We start from the raw sequence: 20906 nt of genomic DNA on the forward strand, positions 1-20906 counted from the left end.
CTGCTCTTGATTTGACGTTGTGATTTGCGGGTGTAGTTCAATGGTAGAACGGCAGCTTCCCAAGCTGCATACGAGGGTTCGATTCCCTTCACCCGCTCCACCCACTTCATCCGGCTTGCACCAAACCAGATATCGCCATATGTCAAAGGCATTGGCATCGCCAACGTGGAGAAGACATGTCGGAAGGAATGAATCGATTTTTGGGGGATACCCCCGGACGAGTCCTGGTGAAGCTCATCGTTGTTTCATTGGTGGTCGGTGTCGTCATGAGTGCATTCGACTGGTCGCCGATGGACATACTCTACGGGTTGGAGAATTTTGTCAGGCGCATCTGGAATCTGGGCTTCGGCGCAATTGAACGTTTTGCTGCCTATTTCCTGCTGGGAGCGGTCGTGGTCATCCCTTGCTTCATCATACTGAGGCTGCTGAGCTACAGACGCTGACCATAACGTTGCAGTCGCTCGATCTCGGCCTGAATGGGCCACAATTGCTGAATATCGGCATGTGGTCTCATTCGGAAAGTATCAATGTCTGAAACGAAATTCCTTCTGTCGCGTCGCAACTTTTTAGGGTTTGCCGCCGTTACCGCGATTTTGCCGGTAGCCGCGTGCCAGACCGCCATGCGTTCGCCGGGCAAGAGCGCAGGCGCCTCGGCTTCCGCAACGTCGAACGTAGAGGCGATCCGCTCCGCGAGTGGACTCGGCGGCTTGTCGGCCGATCCCACGCTGGAGGGCGCCGCACTGCAACAGGCTGTTTATATGGCGAGTGCCGGCCGCATGAGCCATACCACGAGTTGGGGCCGCAGTTTCTCATCCCGCGTGCGAGATAACGGCATCCACGGTCTAGCTGCTGAGAATATCGCCATGGGCCGGATGGATATGGATGAGCTTTTCGCCCGATGGATGGCCTCGCCGCCGCATCGCCGCAACATGCTGGATCCAAAATTTACCCGCTTCGGTCTTGCCTATGCGGAAGCTGCCAATGGCGGTGCCGTGCGGTACTGGGCGCTGGTCCTCGCAAGTTAATCGGTTTGCTTGGTTCGCAACCGCGGATTGCACTGGAAAAGCGCGTGATGCGGTGGCATAGAACATAGACGGCCAGACGGCTAATCTATGGTGCCTCTCCATGACGATCGAAGCTTCTACTCCGCTTGGATCAAAGATTGTTCGCCCGTTTGAGGTGACCAATCGTTTGATGCTGGCGATCACAATACCTGTGATGCTGGCATCGCTCACGACGCCACTGCTTGGGCTCGTGGATACCGCGGTGATCGGTCAGCTTGGTGATGCCCATCTGTTGGGCGGCCTGGCCATCGGCGCGCTGGTGTTCGACTTCCTTTTCTCAACGATGAATTTCCTGCGGTCCGGAACGACCGCAATGGTTGCGCAGGCCATGGGCCGCCATGACGATGTGGAACAGCAGGCCGTATTCTGGCGTGCCATCGGTATCGCCGCGGTAGTGGGCGTGCTGTTCATCGCCGCAACACCGCTGATACTCAGTGCCACGATCGGCTTCATGGATCCCGACAGTGCCGTGACGAGTGCCATGTCGACGTACGTATCCATCCGTCTTTTGTCGTCGCCAATGGCGCTCGGCAATTTCGTGGTGCTCGGTTTGCTTTTGGGACAGGGCAAAGCCATGCAGGGCTTGTATCTCCAGCTATTGCTTAATGGCGTGAACGTCGTGATGACGATTTGGCTCGGTTTGGTGATGGACTGGGGCGTAACCGGTATCGCCTGGGGTACGGTGCTTGGCGAGAGTGTCGCCTTGGTCATCGGTCTGTTCATGATTCACCGGCAGTTCCGCGCTGTCGCCAATCCGACGCAAGCGCGCATCCTCGACGTGCATGAGATACGCCGCATGTTCACAGTCAACCGCGATATCATGCTCCGCTCTTTCCTGCTGCTGATTGCCTATGCCTATTTTACGCGGGCTGGAACCCAGGCGGGGGCCGTTACCCTCGCAACCAACGCTGTACTGATGAATTTTCTCCTGATCTCCGGCTATTTGATCGATGGCGTGACCACGGCAGCCGAACAGATTTCCGGACGCGCCGTCGGAGCGCACTATCGACCGGCATTCGACCGCGGCGTCAAACTGTCGTTCCTGTGGGGAATGGCGCTGGCGATGGTGATGGCGACATTCTTTTTCGTGTTCGGCAATTCGATCGTTGCCTTCTTGATCAAGTCCAATGAGGTCCAGTCCATGGCGTCCCATTACCTTCCTTGGGCTGCCATGGCGCCAGTCGCCGGTTTGCTGGCTTTTCATATGGACGGGGTATTCATTGGAGCAACATGGTCGCGCGACATGCGCAACATGATGATCTTGTCGCTGCTTGGCTATTTTGCTGCCTATTTCATCTTGCCATTCTATTTTGGCAATCACGGCCTATGGCTGGCGCTACACCTGTTCTTAGGGTTGCGTGGTCTTTCGCTCTTGTCACTTCTGCCAAGCCGGGCGCGGGTGCAATTTGCGGATTAAGCCGGGATTGGCTTCGCTGCCCAGTCCGCTACGTCACAATCGCGCAACGCCGCGATCGTTGTGATGCTGTCGCGCATGAGCGCTGCGGATAGACCCTTGACGATCTCACCCGCCAAACCGGGGCCATGATAGATCATGCTGGTGTAGAGTTGCACCAGATCGGCCCCGGCCCGAATTTTTGCGATGGCGGTTGCTGCGCTGTCGATGCCGCCAACCCCGATGAGTGGCAACTCAGGGCCGACACGCTGGCGTATCTTTGCCAGCACGATTGTCGAGCGCTCGAACAGGGGCGCCCCGGAAAGGCCACCATTTTCCCCGCCATTTCGCTGGCTCTTGAGGCCGGTGCGGGAGAGTGTTGTGTTAGAGATGATCAAACCGTCAAGTGGGTGCAGAGCGACCTCTGCAGCGATATCGTCAAGGCTCGATTCCGTCAGATCCGGTGCGATCTTGAGAAAGACCGGACGCCGGACACCAGGCTGTGCATCTCGTGCCTCCATCACTGCGCCGAGCAGCTCCTTCAGGTTGTCGCGCGCCTGGAGGTCGCGAAGTCCCGGGGTGTTCGGGGAGGAGATGTTGACGGTGAAGTAGCTCGCCAAAGCATGGAATTTCCGGATGCCTGCCGCGTAGTCGGCAACGCGATTGGTGGCGTCCTTGTTGGCGCCGATATTCACGCCCACGATGCCTGCATGCGAACGCCGTTCCGTCAGTCGGCGAAACGCGGACTCATGGCCCTGGTTGTTGAACCCAAGCCGGTTGATGACCGCCTTGTCATCGACCAGGCGGAAAATACGCGGCTTTGGGTTGCCGGATTGGGCCAGAGGAGTGAGCGTCCCGACTTCGGCGAAGCCAAAGCCGAGCTTGAGCAGCGCGTCCGGTACCTCGGCATTCTTGTCATAACCCGCGGCCATACCAAGTGGATTGGGAAAACTGAGGCCCGCAACCGTAACGCGCAGTGCCGGATCGTTGATCGGCACGCATGCTGGCACCAGGCCAGTTTTTAACGCCTTGATCGAAAGTGCATGGGCATCTTCCGGCTCCAACGAGAACAGCATCTTGCGGCCGATCGACTGGAATAATCCGCTCATGCCGTCATCTCCGGAAAATCATGTTTGCCGTCCTTGCCGAGCGGCAATGGTTTCACCCAGCGTACGGCGGCGAGCGGTAAGGACGCATAGAGATGCGGGAAGAGCTCGCCGCCACGCGAGACTTCGTATATCAGCGCGTCGCCAAGCCGATCCGTTTCAACGGCAACAAGCAGGAGATCGTCCTGACCAGCAAAATGTTTTGCGGCGGTTTCTACTGCCTGGGCAGCAGTCGAAAAATGAATGTAGCCATCGGCCAGATCGATGGGTGCGCCCTCAAACACGCCGCTGGCCTCGGCGGCCTGCCAGAGCGGGCGGGATGCGATCTTGTAAATCAGCTGGGTCATGAGCGTTGTACTAGACGCAAAACTGTGAAGCGAAAAGTGCAGAGTGGCAAGGGTAACAGAAATCTCACGCTACTCCAGATTTTCGGCGTAATATTTCGCCAAACTCGTGCAACGCCACAACGTTGGAGGTTCTTCCATGTCACCACGAACACGCACTCTGCTGGCTGCTCTCGCGGCTGGGTCCCTGTGGTCGTTTACCGCGCTGGCGCAGGAGACAACGACCTACACGTTGGAAAAAACAGGCGACGGCTATGTCCGCATGAACAACAGGACGGGCGAAATGTCGATCTGCCAGGAGAGATCAGGACAACTCATATGCAAACTCGCGGCTGAAGAGCGGACGGCCTATGAAGAAGATATTGCCGACCTTAAAGCGCGTGTCACCACGCTTGAGCAGACGGTGGCCAGCATGGGCAAAATTCCGCCCGTGGTTCGCGACGCACTGCCATCCGACGAGGAGTTCGAAAAAGGGCTCAGCTATATGGAAAAGTTCATGCGCCGCTTCATGGGGATTGCGAAGGAATTCGACAAGGACGGCGGCGAAACCAAGCCGGAGCAGCCTACGCCGCAAAAGACTTGATGCTCAGTCGCCAATGTCAGGAAAGTGGCAGGAGCTTCGCCTGCAATTGGGTAGTTTGTTCTTGATTTGTTCGAAAATATGGTAGACTTTAGTCGCTCTCAATTTTGTCTTTGGAGCGGTAAAATGATTGCAGTGCCAACACTGATTGGAGAAGTGTCGATCAGACTTTTCGTCCGCCATGGTGACCAGCAGAAAGCTCTGGATTTTTACGAGAATGTCTTCGGCGCCAGGGTTGTCGGCCGCCCATATCTACATAATGGCGAGTTGATTGCCGCCGAGATGCGCATGGGCGCATCGATGGTGATGATAGTCGGTGCAAATCCGAGGCGCGATGCGGACGCGTCGCTCGGTGGTCCAAGATCAATTCATGCCATTGGAGCAACACCCGTCATGCTGGACATTCATGTCGATGACGTCGATCGCGTGATGCACCATGCAGTTGCCGAAGGCGGACGTCTGCGCAACGAGGTGGAAACTCTGGAGGGCGGCGACCGTGCCGGTGTGCTGACTGATCCGTTCGGGCACTTGTGGGTCGTCAAGTCGCAGCACAAACATCTCGCGGCGTAGCAAAAGTAACCGGCCGGGATGTCGGCCGGTTACGGATAAACTGTCACGCAGCAAATCGCTTGGTTGCTGCGACGAGTTCATGGACAATACCGGGTTCGCTGACAGCGTGCCCAGCGTCTTCGACGATCCGCAAATCAGCTTCTGGCCACACTTTTTTCAGATGCCATGCATTGAGCAAAGGTGTGCACATGTCATAGCGGCCATGGACGATGATGCCAGGAATATCGCGAATCAGGTGCGCATTGCGCAACAACTGGTCGTCGGTGTCGAAAAAGCCCCGGTTCTGGAAGTAGTGGCATTCGATCCGGGCGAAGGCGATGGCGAAATGATCACTGCCGAAAGCCTCTTCTCGTGCCGGGTCCGGAAGCAGGGAGAGCGCTGATCCTTCCCAACGTGCCCACAGTTTGGCAGCGGCCATGCGTACACTCGGATCAGGATCCGTCAGGCGTTTGTAATAGGCAGCCACCATGTCGCCGCGTTCATCCTCAGGAATATGGGCTTGGTAGGCTTCAAAACGATCGGGATAAATGATACTTGCACCGTTCGAATAGAACCACTCGATCTCAAAACGCCTTATCATGAAGATGCCGCGCAGGATCAGTTCCGTCACCTTTTCAGGATGTGTTTGCGCATAGGCCAGCCCCAGCGTTGAGCCCCAGGATCCACCGAAGACCTGCCATTTCTCGATGCCGAGATGGTTGCGGATGCGCTCCATGTCGGCGACCAAGTCCCAGGTCGTGTTTTCATCCAGTTCGGCATGCGGCGTAGATTTCCCGCAGCCGCGTTGATCGAAGAGGATGATGCGGTAGCGCTCGGGATCATGCAGGCGACGCATGATCGGATTTATTCCACCTCCTGGTCCTCCATGGATCATAATCACGGGTTTACCATCCGGATTGCCGCATTCCTCCAGATGAATGCTGTGCAACTCAGACACTTCAAGCATCTGTTCAGAATAAGGCTGGTTCTCAGGGTAAAGAGTATTTGTAATCATGCATCCCACTTTCAATAATTATCCCCACAACAAATAATCGCTCGGGAATACGGTTTTGCCAAGGCAATTGAACGAGCTAGCCTTTACGTATGCACTTCCATTGCTCGGTAAAACTTTGACGCGTGTCAAAATTCTCTTGATATATCAGGAAAATTAGATTTAGTCGTTAGGATTAGGGCTTTTGGATAATGACCGCTGCAATTTCAGCACATAAGGACTTTTGATTGATGAAATATAAATTTGTAGTTGTGGATGATCATCCGTTATTTCGAGGGGCGTTGAAATTGGCGCTCTCCGCCTCGAAGAAAAATGTTGAAATTGTTGAAGTTGGTGACTTGGAGAATGCCAAACGCTTGATCCAGGACGCTACCGATATTGATCTTGTTCTTCTCGACCTTTCCCTGAATGGCGTTGGTGGGTTGACTGGACTCATCGCATTGCGAGCAATACAACCGGCCGTTCCAATTGCGATCGTATCGGCCACGGATGATGCCGTGACAATTCGCGCGGCCTTGGCTCTTGGTGCATCAGGTTTCATTCCCAAATCGTCGGGGCCAGAAACAATTCAGAATGCTGTCCAGACCATTCTCGACGGTGGTGTCTGGTCTCCACTACGGCCCGACGACGAGGTCGAGCTAGATCCGGAATTGGTCGAGTTAATTCGCTCCATGCGCAGGCTGACGCCGCAGCAGGGGCGAGTGCTTGGCATGATGGCGGACGGCATGTTGAACAAACAGATCGCCCACGAGCTCAACGTATCGGAAGCGACGGTCAAAGCACATGTTTCCGCTGTGCTTTTTAAGCTTGGAGTGGAAAGTCGCACCCAAGCGGTCATTCGGCTGGCGCGCTTCAAAGAGGATGTCCAACCCTGAAGCCCTATCCGCTTGATATTTACTCTGCCGCCATTGCCTGACGAAAATGGGACAGCAGAGCGCGTAACATGGCGGGGCGGACCGGCTTGCTGATAATTGAAACGTCTTCAGCAAAGGCGCGTGCGCGCACCTGGTCCGAACGGTCGGCGGTGACCAATGCAGCCCCTATGTGATAGTCGAACTGAGAGCGGGCGTAGCCAATGAGATCGAGCCCATTTTCATTGTCGAGATCATAGTCCATCAGCAGGACGTCCGGAACCGTGCCGTTTTCCATGCAGTAGGACCGGAACGTGCGGGCACTGCCAAAGGTGGTGACCTTGCATCCCCAGTTTGTCAGCAATTCCTGCATGCCGGCGAGCGATAGTTCGTTGTCGTCTATGCAAATAATTTTGAGCCCGGCAAGCACATCGGCCGATTTCACTTCGCGGTGCTCCTCAAAAACCTGAGCGGGTGGCGCATTCGATACGGGCAAAGTGACCGTAAAAACAGACCCCTTGCCGATCGTCGAGCTGACGCCAATTGAGAGGTCCAGAATTTTTGCGATGCGTTCGACAATGGAAAGTCCCAATCCATGGCCTTCCGAGACCTTCATACCCTCCGACAGGCGCGTGAACTCACGGAAAATATCATCGAGCTTCGATTTTGGCATGCCAATGCCGGTGTCGCAAACCTGCAATTCGATCGACGTGCCGCGTCGGCGTATTCCAACCAATATCTTGCCCGACCTGGAATATTTGATGGCGTTGGACACCAGGTTCTGGATGAGCCGCCTGAGAAGGTTGCGATCAGTCTTCACCACGACAGAACTCTTGAGGATGGATAACCTCAGACCCTTCTCCTCGGCGATCGGCGCGAAATCCCTGGTAATGTCCTGTAGCACCGCATCAAGACGGAAATGCGAGATGACGGGCTTTAGTGCGCCCGTATCCAGTCGCGATATATCCAGTAAGGCGCTGATGATTGACTCGACGGCTTCCAGCGATGAGTCGACGTTGTTGACGAGTTCTTTTTCGCGCGAGTTGCCAAGTCGTTCCATTAACGAGGATGAGTATAGCCGCGCCGCGTTGAGAGGTTGAAGAATGTCGTGTCCGGCGTCGGCAAGGAATCGCGTCTTGCCAATATTCGCATCTTCCGCGCGTTGTTGCGCCTTCGCCAGCTGTTGATTGGCGAGGGTGAGCTCTGTCGTTCGCTCGCGCACGCGCATCTCGAGTGACTCATTGATCTGGCGCAACAAATTGTCGGCCGCGACGGCGCTCGTCACGTCTGTGAGAGTGGTCACGAGGCCCCCGTCCGGCATGGAGTTGGAACGGATTTCGATTGTTTGGCCGGTCTTGTTCAACCTGATCCGCCAAGGTTCAACATGGCTGGTAAACTGCTCCACAAACTGGTTATCACGGAATTCGAGCAGGTCACCTCGCTCGAACAGGCACGCGACGATGCGGTCCAGCGACGCCCCCATACGCTGCAGTTCTTCGGGCAGATCCAGCATGAGTCGAAATTGCGTGTTCCAGCAGCTGAGCCGGTAGTTCGGATCGAAAACGCTGATACCCTGATCCATCTGATCCAGTGCGGTCTGCAGCAGGTGCCGGTTCTGCGCAAGCGCGCCTGTTACATGATCCAGCAATATTTGTGCCCGGCGTTGGGCATTACCGGTCGGCCCCATCGCAAGCGAGAGGATCATCCGCGCCGATGGCGAGCCGACGATGCCTGAAAGCAATTGTTCAGCGAAGTGGACGGTCTTGAAATCGGCGGGTTGCCCCCCTTCGAGGACTATGTTTTCCTGGGTGTGAAAAGCTTTGAACGCGTAGTCGGCCTGTTCGGCGCCGATATAGTTCGAAATGGCCGTCTTCAGCTGGTCCACCGTGACGCTGGGCTGAAGACTGCCGATCACGCTGGTCGAGAGCCCATTCTCAGCAATGAAGACAGAAGCTTGTATGCGTTCCAGAGGGGTTGCGCTGCGTGACAAGGACCCCGCGATGAAAAGCGCTACATTGGCCGCAAGGCTCCACACAAGCCCGTTGACATAGCCGCTGGCATCCAGACCGAAAAGCGCATGAGGGCGAAGCGCAAGAATTCCGAATGGACCGTTGATGAGCAGTGGCGACGCCTCACCGGCAATGGTGGGCAGTACCATGGTGTAGGCCCAGACGCTGAAACCCGCCAGCATTCCCCAACGTGCACCGCGTGCCGTGCCGCCCCGCCACGCCAAAGCCCCGAGAAACGGCGGAAGCAGTTGCATCATCGCAATTGCTGACACCAGGGCGAGAGAAGCAAAGTCGACGTGTACCTGGATCGTGAATTGATATGCAAAGGCTGTGATGAGAATCGCCGCTACAATCCCGCTCCGCAGATTTGCGATCGTATGGGTAAAGTCCCTGGATTCGTTAAGTGTTGCCGTTGCCGTCCTTCTCAGGAGAAGCGGCAGCACGAGATCATTCGAAATCATGATCGAAAGCAGATATGACGGGAAGAACACCATGGTCGTCGCCGCCGATAATCCGCCGAGAAAGGCGATCAGGCCAAGCCAGTAATGGCCCGCCGCAAGTGGCACGGACATGAAGTAAAAGTCAGCTGGTGCATGATGTTCCAGGAACGACGGCCCCAGCTGTGCAAGAGGAAGAACAAAGACACCGCCGGCGAGCAGCAGAAGCGGAACGAGCCACCTCATTAAGGTCAGTTCGTCTTTGACCCTGTTCTCGACGACAAGGAGATGAAACTGGCTCGGCAGCAGCAGGACCGACGCAGCTCCGATCGCAACCAGTGCGAAGAGATTGCCCGGAGAAAATGGCCTGGGATCGATTTCAAGGTTTAGTTGCAGGCCTTTCAATCCATTGAGGGTCTCGACCGAAGGCACTTCAAAAAAGAAGACTACGGCAAGGCCTATCAAGATGAAAATGGCGAGCTTGATGACGCTGTCAATCGCTAGCACGTTGAGTAGACCGTCACTGCGGTCGATGATGTGCTTTGATCGTGTGCTATAGGAAATGGTAGCGCAGCCAATCGCAGTGATGATCAGGAGGACCAGCGCATGCTCGTCTATCGCCTCTCCGTTCGCGTGCGGATGAAAGGTGCCGCCAAGCACGTCGAACAGATAGTGTATGGCGGTCATCTGTAGCGAGATGTAGGGAATGAGCCCCATCGTCGTGATCAGCGTCACGATCGCCGCGACTGAAAAGCTCTTGCCGTAGCGTGCACCGATGAAATCGGAAATGGATGTTATGCCCTCGGATTTTGCGAGCGCCACAATCCGCAGAAGGAGTGGGAAGCCGAGCGTATAAGACAGAACAATTCCGAGATAGAGCCCAACAAATTCAATGCCATGGGTGGCTGCATAGCCTGGGGAACCGAAATATAACCATGTGCTGCCACTCGCGGCGATGCTTAACGAAAAAATGACGCGTCGCCCGCGAACATTTCTGCTTTTCGTGTGGACATCAGCCAACCTGATTGCACAGTACTGCAGCAGAAAGTAACCGATTACGATGGGTATACCAGCCAAGCCCTTCATGGGCCTCACCTTTCGTCAATTTGTACTTTGCTCGTCTGGCTTTAAAAATAAATTACCGCTCAATGGCGTTGCAACATCTATGCCAGCGCTATCTCCGAAACCGGTAGAACAGTCAAACTTTCAGTTAATATTATCAAATCTTCTGCTACTGTCCGGGCGTGCTTGGGATAGCATCGCCGAGGCCAATAACTCGCATTAACACAGAATACTGGAGAGTGGTATATCATGCTAAAGGAATTCAAAGAATTTGCCTTGAAGGGTAACATGGTTGATCTCGCCATTGGTGTGATCATCGGTGGAGCCTTTGGCAGACTGGTTGAGTCGATTGTGGCTGACCTCTTCATGCCCGTTATCGGCCTGATGACAGGTGGTATCGATTTTTCGAACCTGTACTTCCAGTTATCGGGCGAACCGGCACCTACGCTGGCCGCTGCCCGGCAAGCCGGCGCAACGATCGCGTACGGTAATTTCATCACGCTGCTCATCAACTTTCTGATCATTGCATGGGTGTTGTTCATGGTGGTCAAGGCGATGAACCAGTTCAAGAAGAAGGAAGCTGCAGCAGATCCTGCACCGAAGAAGGAAGAAATTCTGTTGACGGAAATCCGCGATCTTCTCGCCAAGCGCTGAACCGAAAAGAGCTGGACGGAGACCCGGCAATCGCCGGGTTTTTCGTACCGGATAGTCAGTTGCCTGTCAGCAGACCATCATTTGCAATGATGGAAACATCACAAATATACACGTGCGAAAGTCGGCCCATTGCTGTAGGTCTCCCGCAAACGCCAGGAGAATAGTTATGGGACTTGTCGAGCAACTGCGTCACGAAGCTGCTGTCGCGCCGGAAAGCGGCATTGTTGCCGTGATGAATCATGGTCGTCGGCAAGATGGGGTTATTCCGTTGTGGGCGGGCGAGGGCGATCTGCCCACGCCTGACTTCATCCGCGACGCCGCGGGTGGCGGTCTTGCCAATGGCGAAACCTTCTACACCTGGCAGGCCGGAATTCCCGAACTGCGCCAAGCCCTCGCCAACTATTACAGACGACATTTTGGCGTGAACCTTCCCGTCGATCATTTCTATGTCACGGGATCGGGCATGCAATCGATCCAACTCGCCATTCAGGCGACGGCCGGCGCCGGAGACGAAGTCGTGTATCTTTCGCCCGCATGGCCGAATTTTGCGGCTGCGGCCGGTATTGCAGGGGCCATACCTGTTGCCGTAACGCAGGATTTCACGGGTAACGGCTGGACTCTCGATCCGCAGAAAATCCGCGAAGCAATTACGCCCAAGACCAGGGCCCTGTTTATCAATACGCCATCCAATCCCACAGGTTGGACCGCCGATATCGACACGCTGAAGGAAATACTCAGCCTGGCCCGTCATCACGGTTTGTGGATAATCGCCGATGAGATCTATGCGCATTTTTACTACGGTGCTCGCCGCGCTCCCTCATTTCTCGATGTCATGGAGCCGGACGAGCGGATCATTTTCGTGAACAGCTTCTCGAAAAACTGGGCGATGACGGGGTGGCGTGTCGGCTGGATGACGGTGCATCCGGCGCTCGGCAAGACCATGGAGAACCTTATCCAGTACTCGACCTCCGGGGTCGCGCAATTCATGCAGCGCGGCGCTGTAGCCGCGCTTGAACAGGGCGACGACTTCATTCGCATGCAGGTGGATCGTGCCCATAAGGCACGCGACATACTCTGCGCAAAACTTGCTGCGACGGGCCGCGTACGATTGTCTCCGCCTGCCGGCGCCTTCTACCTGCTGTTCGGTATCGAAGGCATCACGGATTCCTATCGCGCCGCGTTCGACATTGTCGACGAGGCGAAAGTTGGCCTTGCACCCGGGACGGCTTTTGGGGATGGTGGCGCGGCCTTCCTGCGGCTCTGCTTTGCCAGACGGCTGGATCAGATCGAGGAGGCAACCGATCGCCTTGCAGACTGGATCCGGAAACGTTGACGCCAAGCCATCCCAACAATACCCAGACCGCTTTCCTTTCCCTGTTGATCTCTGCTGCCGGTGCATGCACCGCCAAGTTGATCGGTCTTCCCATCCCCTTTCTGCTTGGTTCGACGATTGCGGTGACCGCAGCCTCACTGTCGGGCATTCGCATGCATTTGCCCGACTGGCTGCGCGTGGTCGTGTTCTTCACCCTTGGTATCCAGGCCGGGTCCGGCGTATCGCCTGACACGATCAACCAGATGGTGACGTGGCCGTTTAGTTTCCTGATGTTGTTGTTGGCGCTCGTACTCGTGACCGGCGCAACTTATCTGATGCTGCGAAAGGGTTTTGGATGGGATGGGCCGACGGCGCTATTCGCTTCACTCCCCGGTGCCTTGTCATTCGTTCTTGTCGCCGCCATGGGAACCAAGGCGAACATGGTCAAGATCACGGTAATACAGTGCGTTCGATTGCTGCTGCTGATCGGCTTTCTGGCACCGCTCCTTGCGATCATAGCCAGGAACGCACCGCACATGGTCGTAGAGTTGGATTACGAATGGACGGTGCAGGATGCGGCGATACTATTGGCTTGTGGCGCCGGAGGCGCAGTGCTTGGGCACTTCAGCCGTGTTCCTGGTGGCATGATGCTTGGCGCACTTGTCGCAAGTGCACTCCTGCATGCAACGTCGATAGTCACAGCTGTCGTACCGCGCTCAATCGCGGATATCGGCCTGATTGTGCTTGGTGTCCTGATCGGCTCACGGGTCGGCGCAGAACACAGAACGCAACTCCTGCGCTATTTGCCGATCGCCCTTTGTGCCTTCATTGTCGGCACGGGCACCTCGTTTCTTGCGGCCTTCATGGTCTGGTATCTGCTTGATTTGCACCCGGCACAGATTGCACTCGCCTTCGCGCCTGGGGCATTGGAAGCACTCACGGTGATCGCATTCTCACTCGGCGTCGATCCATCCTACGTTGCTTCGCATCATGTCGTGCGCTTCCTGATGATCGCCTTCGCAGTACCGCTTCTTGCCCGCTGGCTGCGCGACGACACCCCAAACCAAGGCTAGACCAACTAGGGTTGAACTGGAACTCAGCCGCCGGCCTTCGAGACGGCGAGTGTCACCACCCGTTCGTTTGTTTCTACGGGCGGTGTGCTGTCCTTGGAGAATGGGATACCAAGTGCCGTCCAGACCTCGACCAACGCGTCTTTCAGCTCGATCACGAGCTCATTCGAGTGGAAGGGCGTCGGTGTTACACGCAGCCGCTCCGTGCCGCGAGGAACGGTCGGATAGTTGATCGGCTGAATATAGATGCCATGAAGTTCGAGGAGCCGGTCGCTGGCCTTCTTGCACAGCTCGGGATCGCCAACATGGATCGGGACGATATGTGTCTCCGACTTCATTACCGGCAGATTGGCCTGCGCGAGCACGTTTTTCGTAAGCTGCGCCTGGCTCTGGTGCATCCGCCGTTCTTCCTGCGAAACCTTCAGATGGCGAATCGACTGTGTTGCAGCCGCTGCAATGACGGGAGGAAGCGCCGTGGTAAAAATGAAGCCCGGAGCGTAGGAGCGTACGGCATCGATGACCGTCTTCGGGCCTGCAATATAACCGCCGAGTGTTCCAAACGCCTTGGCGAGCGTGCCTTCAATAATGTCAATCCGATCTGACAGGCATTCGCGATCGGTGATGCCGCCGCCACGATCGCCGTACATGCCAACGGCATGAACCTCGTCAATATAGGTCATGGCGTTGTACTTGTCCGCGAGATCGGCAATGGCTGCGACTGGAGCGATATCGCCATCCATCGAGTAGATCGATTCGAACACGATCAGTTTTGCGCGCTCCTTGCCTGCCGCCTTGAGCAGGTCTTCGAGATGCGCGAGATCGTTGTGCCGGAAGATTTTCTTTTCCGCTCCGGAGCGCCGAACACCCTCGATCATCGAGGCATGGTTCAGCTCATCGGACAGAATAAGGCAGTTTGGCAGCAATTTCGCAATCGTCGAGATGGATGCTTCGTTGGACACGAAGCCAGACGTGAAGACGAGCGCGGCTTCCTTCTGGTGAAGGTCTGCCAGTTCGATCTCCAGTTCAACCAGCGGATGGTTGTTACCGGAGATATTGCGCGTGCCGCCAGCGCCCGAGCCCATGCGGCTGGAAGCGTCATGCATGGCTGCAATGACATCCGGATGCTGGCCCATGCCGAGATAATCGTTCGAGCACCAGACGGTGATTTCACGAGCCGTGTCGGCCGTACGCCATATGGCGCGCGGAAATTTTCCCACGATCCGTTCCAGATTAGCAAAGACCCGGTAGCGCTTTTCAGCGTGCAACTGGTCAATCGCGTCTTCGAAAAACCGACGATAGTCCATGAATTGCTCCTGTATCATGAACTTACTAGCGTTTTTACCCAGCAAAATCCATGATGAGAATATGGGCAATTTGCCACGGCTTTGATGAAACACTAAGCGCTAAATATTGAAGCTGGCAAAAAATCTACAGATCGTAGTGAAAATGAGCGAATGGCCGCCGGCTCCATATGGATAATGGCCTGCGCACCGAGCCCGGCAGATGGCAGGTTGTTCCGTTTGATTGGGAATTCAGGTCGCACAGCGGCGGAAGGGGCCATCGTGGTCCGTTGTATAATCCAAGATTGTTGTTGCATTATAACTACTTCGGCGTCAGCTTTGCACACCTGTTCTTATGCACCAGGTTGTGTGCCGAATGGCGCGATGGGAGATTGAGGGGCTGTGGCTATGACAGTGCTTGTGACCGGTGGTGCCGGGTATATCGGCAGCCATATGGTCTGGGAATTGCTCGATGCAGGAGAATCAGTCGTTGTTCTTGATCGGTTGTCTACCGGTTTCGAATGGGCTGTACCGGCCGAGGCGAAGCTGATTATCGGCGATATCGCCGATCAAGGTCTCGTCCGCCAAACGATCGAACGCAACTATGTTGATGCGGTCATTCATTTTGCTGGATCGGTGGTCGTTCCGGACTCCGTGCGCGACCCCTTGACCTACTATGATAACAATACCTCGAAAACCCGCTCTCTCATCGAATCTGTAGTCAAATCTGACGTGAAGAATTTCATCTTCTCATCAACTGCTGCGGTCTATGGTGACGGTGGGATGGAGCCTGTGTCTGAAGACACCATACCCCAGCCCCAATCCCCCTACGGCGTTTCCAAGCTCATGACCGAATGGATGTTGCGTGATACTGCCGCGGCCCATGACTTCCGCTACACGGCGTTGCGCTATTTCAATGTTGCCGGCGCCGACATCAAGGGGCGTACGGGGCAATCGACGCGAGGTGCCACGCATTTGATAAAGGTTGCCTGCGAGACGGCGCTGGGCAAACGCCGTTTCATGGAAATTTATGGTCATGACTATCCGACGCCGGATGGAACCTGCGTGCGCGATTACATTCATGTGAACGATCTTGTCGTCGCGCACCGGCTCGCGTTGGAGCGTCTGCGTACAGGCGGAAGCAGCATGGTCGCCAACTGCGGCTATGGTCGCGGCTATTCCGTGAGGGAAGTCATCGAAAGCGTCGAGCGTGTGCACGGATCGCCAATCGACGCTCGCCTGACGATCGCCCGTCCTGGCGATGCGGCATCGATCGTTGCGGACAGTACCGAGGCCCGCAATCATCTGGGCTGGAGGCCGCAATTCGATGATCTGGATACAATTGTTGAAACTGCCCTGAATTGGGAGAAGGCTTTGCAGCGCCGGAATACGGCGCGATAGCATTCAAACCTGCCGAGTATAGCGCGGTTTTCCACGCGTCTTATCTGTGACTAAAGTCGGGTGCGGCGCACAGCCACATTGTCATGAAAGCTTCAAGGCTAGAAAAGGGGAACCAACTTCTCAGGTTTGGGTTTAACCTCCGAAGCAAAGTTGGAGTTTGGTGAACATGGACGGTATCGACCGTACCTACGAAAAACAACTGTCACGGATACTGAGACGACAGATCTCCCAAGCGTCGTACAGGTCTGCAATACGTGCCGCTGGCGTATACAAGGTCGAAGACACAGTACCCGAAAGTCTTCTTGATCAACTCAGACGCCTCGACAAGGTCGAGCGGGCTCAACGCAAGTAAATGGGCATCGCCCATCCGGAAACAAAAAAAGAGGCGGGCCAGAAGCCCGCCTCTTTCGCGATCAGCGCCTAACCCTTAGGCGGCAAGCGCCAGGTCGCTTGTTTGATCAAGGGCAGAAGAAATAGCTTTCGCTTCGGCTTCTGGTCCCATGGCAACGCCTTCAATGCGGATGATTTCGACGTTGGTCATGCCGAGAAAGCCGAGCGCCGTCTTCAGGTAAGGCGTCGCATGGTCAAATGCAGCTGCAGGACCATCCGAATAGACGCCGCCGGAAGCCAGCACGATGTACACCTTCTTGCCTGTCACCAGGCCCTTCGGGCCCTCGGCACCATAGCTGAATGTCCTGCCGGCGCGGGCAATGTGGTCGATCCAGGCTTTCAAGGTCGAAGAAATATTGAAGTTGATCATGCCGGTCGCGATGACCACAGCATCGGCAGCAAAAAGTTCGTCAACGACCGTATCCGATACGCCAACAACATTCTGCTGCTGGATGGAACGCGACTCGACGGGCGTGTAGATGCCGGATGCGTAGTCGGCGTCGATATGAGGAAGCGGTGCAGTTGCAAGATCGCGGGTGACAATCTTCGCGCCCGGCGTTTTTGCCTGCAGTTTCTGAGCGAGCTCGGTTGCGACGCGTGTCGAGTGCGAAGCGGCGCCACGTGGGCTTGATGTAACGAGAAGTATGGAAGTCATAGCCTAAGTTTCCTTCAGTTCACTTGTCTCGGAGGAGAGCAACTTGATGGGTGTAATTTGGTTCTCGACATCCATTTAGAAAACTGGGAAAATATCGATCAAATCCATCTAATTGATAGATAGGTCCGGCCGTGCAACCTAATCCAACACTCGATCAACTCCAGGTGTTTGTCGCTGTGGCAGATACAGGATCGTTTTCGGCGGCTGGCCGGCGGCTCAATCGGTCTCAATCGGTTGTGAGCTACACGATTGCCAATCTGGAAGCGCAGCTGGAGCTGCAATTGTTTGAACGCGGCGGGACGCGTGAGCCGCGTCTGACCGAGGCGGGGCAAGCCATGCTGGAAGATGCGCGGAGAATGGTCTCCGTCCTCCAGGGTATGCGGTCAAGGGTCGAAGGTTTGAAGCACGGTCTGGAGGCGGAGGTGGCTGTGGCTATCGATGTTTCGCTGCCATCGCCTGTGCTGACATGCGTGCTCAAGGCGTTTCAAACGCAGTTTCCGACAGTTAGCCTACGTCTGCACGTGGGCGCTCTCGGAATGGTGTGGGACCTCGTCCTGAAAAAGCACGCGGATTTTGGAATTGGCGGCCCGCCGCTGCAGGTCCACGATGAGCTCGTGCTGGTGCAGGTCGGGCAAACCGCGATGACCCCGGTTGCCGCTCCCGACCACCCGTTGGCTCTTTATCAGGGTCCTGTGCCACTCGCCTTCATCCGTGATCACGTCCAGCTGGTCGTCACCGACCTGAGTGAGCAGACGAAGGGGCGCGATTTCGGCGTTTTCGCCTACAAGACCTGGCGATTGACCGATGTGGGCACGAAACATGATCTGATGCTTGCCGGCCTTGGCTGGGGCGGCTTGCCGAAGTGGATGGTGAAGGACGATCTTGCCGAGGGCAGGCTGGTGCTCCTCGATCTCGAGCCCTATCCGGAAGCGGCCTATCCGCTATTGGCGCTTTATCCTGTGGACAGTCCACTCGGACCGGCGGGATCGTGGCTGGTGGAACGGTTCAAACAGGAATTGGAGAGGTTCGGTCAATAAACGCTTGCCCTAAATGTCATGACGTCATATCGTTTGGATATGATGTGGCATGAAACAGATCTGGCAGACGGGGCGGCGCCGATGTGGTCGCAAATCGCCGAGCGGTTGCGGCTTGCGATCAAGGATGGCACGTTCAAACCGGGGGAAGTCCTGCCCGGTGAGGCCGAGCTCAATCGGCGTTTCGGTGTGAGCAGGACAACATCGCGGGCCGCCCTTGACTTTCTCGAGGCGGCAGGCCTGATCACACGCAAATCCGGTCGCGGATCGATTGTAGTCCAGCCGCGTGTCGAGCGGCCGCTGAACCGCCTGTCGTCATTTTCCGAAGACATGCATGCCAGGGGTCTCAAGCCCGGTTACAACACTCGTTCGCTTCGGCTTTCGACTGCCAGCGTTGCCGTTGCGAAGGAACTGGGAATCGCCCCGAATTCTCCGGTGTTCGAGATCGACCGCATTCTGCTCGCCGATGCCAGCCCCATGGCCACGTCGCTGACCTACCTCGTTCCGGCCATGTTCAAGCAAAGCGGCTTGCCAACCGCTGCCGATCTGGATCGCGGGTCACTCTATGCCTGGCTCAAAGTCAGGGCGGGCATTGATCTGGCCGCCGGGCGGGAACGAATCGAGGGTGGGATCGCGGACATGGAAACGGCCAAAATCCTCGGATTGGAACAGCCTGCGGCAGTCCTTGTTTGTCACCGCACCTCGTGGAGTGATGCCAATGAACCCGTCGAGTACGTCGTTTTGAACTACCGCGCGGATCGATACAGTTTTCACGTCGGGCTTGCCCGGTAGTGAAAGATAGCAGTCCGGATACGCCTCTAAAGAAGATTTCTCGCCCATCCCGATGCGCAGAGCGCAGGAAAGTTTAGTCATGAGCACAGCAGCAAAACCGAAATCGATCTATCGCAGCAAGCCAAATGCCATCCAGGAGATCTTTGGCAGGCGCAAGGCCGTCATCGGTGTAATTCATTCCTTGCCCCTGCCAGGGTCGCCGAATTACGACGGCGAGCCGATCGATGACGTCGTTGCCTTTGCTGTGGCGGAGGCCGGGCGCTACCGCGATGGTGGCGTCGATGGGCTGATCGTCGAGAATCATGGTGACATCCCCTTCGCCAAGCCAGGTCACCTTGGTCCGGAAACCGCTGCAGCGATGGCTGTCATGACGGACGCTGTCCGCCGCCATAGCGGTCTGCCCATTGGGGTCAACGTTCTTGCCAACGGTGCGGTGCAGGCAATTGCCGTTGCCAAGGCCGCCGGTGCCGCATTTGTACGGGTCAATCAATGGTCGAATGCCTATGTCGCCAATGAAGGGCTCATGGACGGGCCTGCAGGCGAGGCCACACGTTACCGGGCATGGTTGCGTGCGAAGGACGTTCGCATCTTTGCGGACGTTCACGTCAAACACGGCGCGCATGCGATCACGGGCGACCGCACCATCACCGAACTGGCGCGTGACAACGAGTTTTTCGACGCGGATGTTGCCATCGCCACGGGGCAGCGGACAGGCGACTCCGCCACGATGGAGGAACTGCAGACCATCGCTGCCGGAACATCATTGCCGGTCGCGGTTGGCTCAGGGGTAACGCCCGATAACATTGGTGACATTTTCACCGTTGCGGACGCCGTCATTGTTGCAAGCTGGCTGAAGCATGATGGCGCCTGGTGGAACCCGGTCGACCCCGAACGGCTGAAAGTGTTCATGCAGGCAGTCAAGAAAGCACGAAGCTGAGATGGGACGCGTCCTCGTCCTCGGCAATGCCGGCCTCGACCTCACGCTCCGGTTGCCGCGACTGCCTCTGAAGGGCGAAACCCTGCTCGGGGATAGCACGGGCCGCGCGCCTGGCGGCAAAGGTCTGAACCAGGCAGTGGCCGCAGTCAGAACGGGAATGCCGGTCGTGTTTCATGCGCCGGTCGGACATGACGCCCATGCCGACGAGATCGAGGCGGCGCTGAAGGCGGAGGGTTTTGCGGGCCTCGAGTTGCACCGCATGCCCAATGCCAGCGATTTTTCATTGTTGATGGTGTTGCCGGACGGCGACAACAGCATCGCCAGTGCCGGAAGCTGTGCCGCAGCTTTCACGGCAGCAATGGCCCATACCGTTGCTGCAACGGCTGCACATGGCGATGTGATGGCCGTCCAGGGCAATCTTACGAAGGCGAGCACCGAGGCGGCACTGATCGAGGCAAAAGCCCGCGGCGCCACCACACTGTTCAATCCTGCCCCGCTCTGGTGGGATGTCCGGCCGGTCCTGGCGCATTGCGATGTCGTCGTCATGAACAGTGGCGAGGCACAGACGGTCACCGGACGTTCCGAGCCGGCGGAAGCGGCTGCATTCATTTGCGATCAGGGCGCCGGGTTTGCCGTCGTTACCCTTGGTGCCGAGGGATGCCTCACATATGATGGACGTGTCCTTCATCGTTATCCGGCCCCTGTCATCGAGGCCGTGGATACAACCGGTTGCGGCGACACGTTTTGCGGTGTGCTTGCGGCTATGCTGGCCGATGGCCGCGCCCATCATGAAGCCGTTGCTCTCGCCCAAAGCGCAGCCGGGCTGACAGCCCAACGGCCAGGCGCCTTCGCGGCCTTGCCGAACCGCGCAGAGTTTGCCGCGCTGGTTGCACAGCACGAAGCGGGCCGATAGCAGCTGAAGACCAGAGGCGAAATTAGCGCCGGGAAAAACTGGTGCTGGATTGCAGCGATGA

The 20906-nt window shown here is 56.5% G+C and carries 21 protein-coding genes and 1 tRNA gene; 16 read left to right on the forward strand and 6 right to left on the reverse strand.

Annotation, left to right across the window (positions count from 1 at the left end):
- Nucleotides 1-26: 26 nt before the first annotated feature.
- The 4 genes from K9U38_RS16180 (at nucleotide 27) to K9U38_RS16195 (ending at nucleotide 2481) form a co-directional block, all read left to right on the forward strand.
- A tRNA-Gly gene (locus K9U38_RS16180) sits at nucleotides 27-100 on the forward strand.
- Between the two features lie 76 nt (nucleotides 101-176).
- Nucleotides 177-443, forward strand: a complete 267-nt coding sequence (locus K9U38_RS16185; RefSeq protein ID WP_224495379.1) for a DUF6460 domain-containing protein — start codon at nucleotides 177-179, stop codon at nucleotides 441-443.
- An 84-nt stretch (nucleotides 444-527) separates the two neighbouring features.
- Nucleotides 528-1025 carry a CAP domain-containing protein gene (locus K9U38_RS16190; protein WP_224495380.1) on the forward strand — a complete coding sequence of 166 codons (498 nt, stop codon included), beginning with the start codon at nucleotides 528-530 and terminating at the stop codon, nucleotides 1023-1025.
- 100 nt (nucleotides 1026-1125) lie between these two features.
- A complete protein-coding gene (locus tag K9U38_RS16195) occupies nucleotides 1126-2481 on the forward strand; it encodes an MATE family efflux transporter (RefSeq protein ID WP_224495381.1) in 1356 nt (451 codons plus the stop codon).
- Here the strand turns inward: K9U38_RS16195 and K9U38_RS16200 are convergent.
- Together K9U38_RS16200 and K9U38_RS16205 are read right to left on the reverse strand one after the other, a co-directional pair.
- The gene (locus tag K9U38_RS16200) at nucleotides 2478-3566 is read right to left on the reverse strand and encodes a quinone-dependent dihydroorotate dehydrogenase (RefSeq protein ID WP_224495382.1); all 1089 of its coding nucleotides are present in this window, start codon (nucleotides 3564-3566) and stop codon (nucleotides 2478-2480) included. The genes K9U38_RS16195 and K9U38_RS16200 overlap by 4 nt on opposite strands.
- Nucleotides 3563-3910: a DUF952 domain-containing protein gene (locus tag K9U38_RS16205; protein WP_224495383.1), complete on the reverse strand. Its 348-nt coding sequence runs from the start codon at nucleotides 3908-3910 to the stop codon at nucleotides 3563-3565. The genes K9U38_RS16200 and K9U38_RS16205 overlap by 4 nt, the downstream gene beginning before the upstream one ends.
- A 136-nt stretch (nucleotides 3911-4046) precedes the next feature.
- Between K9U38_RS16205 and K9U38_RS16210 the strand changes: the two genes are divergently transcribed.
- Entirely contained in the window at nucleotides 4047-4490 is a 444-nt protein-coding gene (locus K9U38_RS16210) for a hypothetical protein (RefSeq protein ID WP_224495384.1), read from the forward strand.
- A gap of 123 nt (nucleotides 4491-4613) precedes the next feature.
- Entirely contained in the window at nucleotides 4614-5057 is a 444-nt protein-coding gene (locus tag K9U38_RS16215) for a VOC family protein (protein WP_224495385.1), read from the forward strand.
- A gap of 43 nt (nucleotides 5058-5100) precedes the next feature.
- Here the strand turns inward: K9U38_RS16215 and pip are convergent, their stop codons facing one another.
- Complete coding sequence (gene pip, locus K9U38_RS16220) at nucleotides 5101-6051, reverse strand: prolyl aminopeptidase (protein WP_224495386.1); 951 nt, start codon at nucleotides 6049-6051, stop codon at nucleotides 5101-5103.
- 227 nt (nucleotides 6052-6278) lie between these two features.
- On the opposite strand from pip, the gene K9U38_RS16225 reads away from it, so the two are divergent.
- Nucleotides 6279-6923, forward strand: a complete 645-nt coding sequence (locus tag K9U38_RS16225; protein ID WP_224495387.1) for a response regulator — start codon at nucleotides 6279-6281, stop codon at nucleotides 6921-6923.
- Between the two features lie 19 nt (nucleotides 6924-6942).
- Here K9U38_RS16225 and K9U38_RS16230 read toward each other — a convergent pair whose 3' ends face one another.
- The gene (locus K9U38_RS16230) at nucleotides 6943-10431 is read right to left on the reverse strand and encodes a hybrid sensor histidine kinase/response regulator (protein WP_224495388.1); all 3489 of its coding nucleotides are present in this window, start codon (nucleotides 10429-10431) and stop codon (nucleotides 6943-6945) included.
- 225 nt (nucleotides 10432-10656) lie between these two features.
- On the opposite strand from K9U38_RS16230, the gene mscL reads away from it, so the two are divergent.
- The 3 genes from mscL (at nucleotide 10657) to K9U38_RS16245 (ending at nucleotide 13446) form a co-directional block, all read left to right on the forward strand.
- Nucleotides 10657-11061: a large conductance mechanosensitive channel protein MscL gene (gene mscL / locus K9U38_RS16235; RefSeq protein WP_224495389.1), complete on the forward strand. Its 405-nt coding sequence runs from the start codon at nucleotides 10657-10659 to the stop codon at nucleotides 11059-11061.
- Nucleotides 11062-11227: 166 nt separating this feature from the next.
- The gene (locus K9U38_RS16240; RefSeq protein WP_224495390.1) at nucleotides 11228-12394 is read left to right on the forward strand and encodes a pyridoxal phosphate-dependent aminotransferase; all 1167 of its coding nucleotides are present in this window, start codon (nucleotides 11228-11230) and stop codon (nucleotides 12392-12394) included.
- Complete coding sequence (locus K9U38_RS16245) at nucleotides 12391-13446, forward strand: AbrB family transcriptional regulator (protein ID WP_224495391.1); 1056 nt, start codon at nucleotides 12391-12393, stop codon at nucleotides 13444-13446. The genes K9U38_RS16240 and K9U38_RS16245 overlap by 4 nt, the downstream gene beginning before the upstream one ends.
- A 23-nt stretch (nucleotides 13447-13469) precedes the next feature.
- Here the strand turns inward: K9U38_RS16245 and hemA are convergent, their stop codons facing one another.
- Complete coding sequence (gene hemA, locus K9U38_RS16250) at nucleotides 13470-14747, reverse strand: 5-aminolevulinate synthase (protein WP_224495392.1); 1278 nt, start codon at nucleotides 14745-14747, stop codon at nucleotides 13470-13472.
- 384 nt (nucleotides 14748-15131) lie between these two features.
- Here hemA and galE point away from each other — a divergent pair, with 384 nt between their 5' ends.
- Together galE and K9U38_RS16260 are read left to right on the forward strand one after the other, a co-directional pair.
- A complete protein-coding gene (gene galE / locus K9U38_RS16255) occupies nucleotides 15132-16124 on the forward strand; it encodes a UDP-glucose 4-epimerase GalE (protein ID WP_224495393.1) in 993 nt (330 codons plus the stop codon).
- Between the two features lie 166 nt (nucleotides 16125-16290).
- Nucleotides 16291-16476 (forward strand): hypothetical protein, encoded by a 186-nt coding sequence (locus K9U38_RS16260; protein WP_224495394.1) that lies wholly within the window; start codon nucleotides 16291-16293, stop codon nucleotides 16474-16476.
- Nucleotides 16477-16551: 75 nt separating this feature from the next.
- Here K9U38_RS16260 and K9U38_RS16265 read toward each other — a convergent pair whose 3' ends face one another.
- Complete coding sequence (locus tag K9U38_RS16265; protein ID WP_224495395.1) at nucleotides 16552-17169, reverse strand: FMN-dependent NADH-azoreductase; 618 nt, start codon at nucleotides 17167-17169, stop codon at nucleotides 16552-16554.
- Nucleotides 17170-17300: 131 nt separating this feature from the next.
- Here K9U38_RS16265 and K9U38_RS16270 point away from each other — a divergent pair, with 131 nt between their 5' ends.
- From K9U38_RS16270 to K9U38_RS16285, 4 genes are all read left to right on the forward strand, one after another.
- A complete protein-coding gene (locus tag K9U38_RS16270; RefSeq protein ID WP_224495396.1) occupies nucleotides 17301-18206 on the forward strand; it encodes a LysR family transcriptional regulator in 906 nt (301 codons plus the stop codon).
- 42 nt (nucleotides 18207-18248) lie between these two features.
- Nucleotides 18249-18995 (forward strand): GntR family transcriptional regulator, encoded by a 747-nt coding sequence (locus tag K9U38_RS16275; protein WP_224495397.1) that lies wholly within the window; start codon nucleotides 18249-18251, stop codon nucleotides 18993-18995.
- 79 nt (nucleotides 18996-19074) lie between these two features.
- On the forward strand, nucleotides 19075-19932 hold the full coding sequence (locus K9U38_RS16280; protein WP_224495398.1) for a BtpA/SgcQ family protein: 858 nt from the start codon (nucleotides 19075-19077) through the stop codon (nucleotides 19930-19932).
- A gap of 1 nt (nucleotide 19933) precedes the next feature.
- Entirely contained in the window at nucleotides 19934-20845 is a 912-nt protein-coding gene (locus tag K9U38_RS16285) for a PfkB family carbohydrate kinase (RefSeq protein WP_224495399.1), read from the forward strand.
- Nucleotides 20846-20906: the final 61 nt, after the last annotated feature.

The sequence above is a fragment of the Phyllobacterium lublinensis genome (assembly GCF_020164435.1).
GTDB lineage: Bacteria > Pseudomonadota > Alphaproteobacteria > Rhizobiales > Rhizobiaceae > Phyllobacterium > Phyllobacterium lublinensis.

Coding starts and splice junctions, on each gene's coding strand:
- K9U38_RS16210 (WP_224495384.1), top strand. CDS start 4,047: ATGTCACCACGAACACGCACTCTGCTGGCTGCTCTCGCGGCTGGGTCC.
- K9U38_RS16275 (WP_224495397.1), top strand. CDS start 18,249: ATGTGGCATGAAACAGATCTGGCAGACGGGGCGGCGCCGATGTGGTCG.
- K9U38_RS16280 (WP_224495398.1), top strand. CDS start 19,075: ATGAGCACAGCAGCAAAACCGAAATCGATCTATCGCAGCAAGCCAAAT.
- K9U38_RS16190 (WP_224495380.1), top strand. CDS start 528: ATGTCTGAAACGAAATTCCTTCTGTCGCGTCGCAACTTTTTAGGGTTT.
- mscL (WP_224495389.1), top strand. CDS start 10,657: ATGCTAAAGGAATTCAAAGAATTTGCCTTGAAGGGTAACATGGTTGAT.
- K9U38_RS16285 (WP_224495399.1), top strand. CDS start 19,934: ATGGGACGCGTCCTCGTCCTCGGCAATGCCGGCCTCGACCTCACGCTC.
- K9U38_RS16215 (WP_224495385.1), top strand. CDS start 4,614: ATGATTGCAGTGCCAACACTGATTGGAGAAGTGTCGATCAGACTTTTC.
- K9U38_RS16260 (WP_224495394.1), top strand. CDS start 16,291: ATGGACGGTATCGACCGTACCTACGAAAAACAACTGTCACGGATACTG.
- K9U38_RS16200 (WP_224495382.1), bottom strand. CDS start 3,566: ATGAGCGGATTATTCCAGTCGATCGGCCGCAAGATGCTGTTCTCGTTG.
- K9U38_RS16240 (WP_224495390.1), top strand. CDS start 11,228: ATGGGACTTGTCGAGCAACTGCGTCACGAAGCTGCTGTCGCGCCGGAA.
- galE (WP_224495393.1), top strand. CDS start 15,132: ATGACAGTGCTTGTGACCGGTGGTGCCGGGTATATCGGCAGCCATATG.
- K9U38_RS16195 (WP_224495381.1), top strand. CDS start 1,126: ATGACGATCGAAGCTTCTACTCCGCTTGGATCAAAGATTGTTCGCCCG.
- K9U38_RS16230 (WP_224495388.1), bottom strand. CDS start 10,431: ATGAAGGGCTTGGCTGGTATACCCATCGTAATCGGTTACTTTCTGCTG.
- pip (WP_224495386.1), bottom strand. CDS start 6,051: ATGATTACAAATACTCTTTACCCTGAGAACCAGCCTTATTCTGAACAG.
- K9U38_RS16225 (WP_224495387.1), top strand. CDS start 6,279: ATGAAATATAAATTTGTAGTTGTGGATGATCATCCGTTATTTCGAGGG.
- K9U38_RS16265 (WP_224495395.1), bottom strand. CDS start 17,169: ATGACTTCCATACTTCTCGTTACATCAAGCCCACGTGGCGCCGCTTCG.
- hemA (WP_224495392.1), bottom strand. CDS start 14,747: ATGGACTATCGTCGGTTTTTCGAAGACGCGATTGACCAGTTGCACGCT.
- K9U38_RS16205 (WP_224495383.1), bottom strand. CDS start 3,910: ATGACCCAGCTGATTTACAAGATCGCATCCCGCCCGCTCTGGCAGGCC.
- K9U38_RS16185 (WP_224495379.1), top strand. CDS start 177: ATGTCGGAAGGAATGAATCGATTTTTGGGGGATACCCCCGGACGAGTC.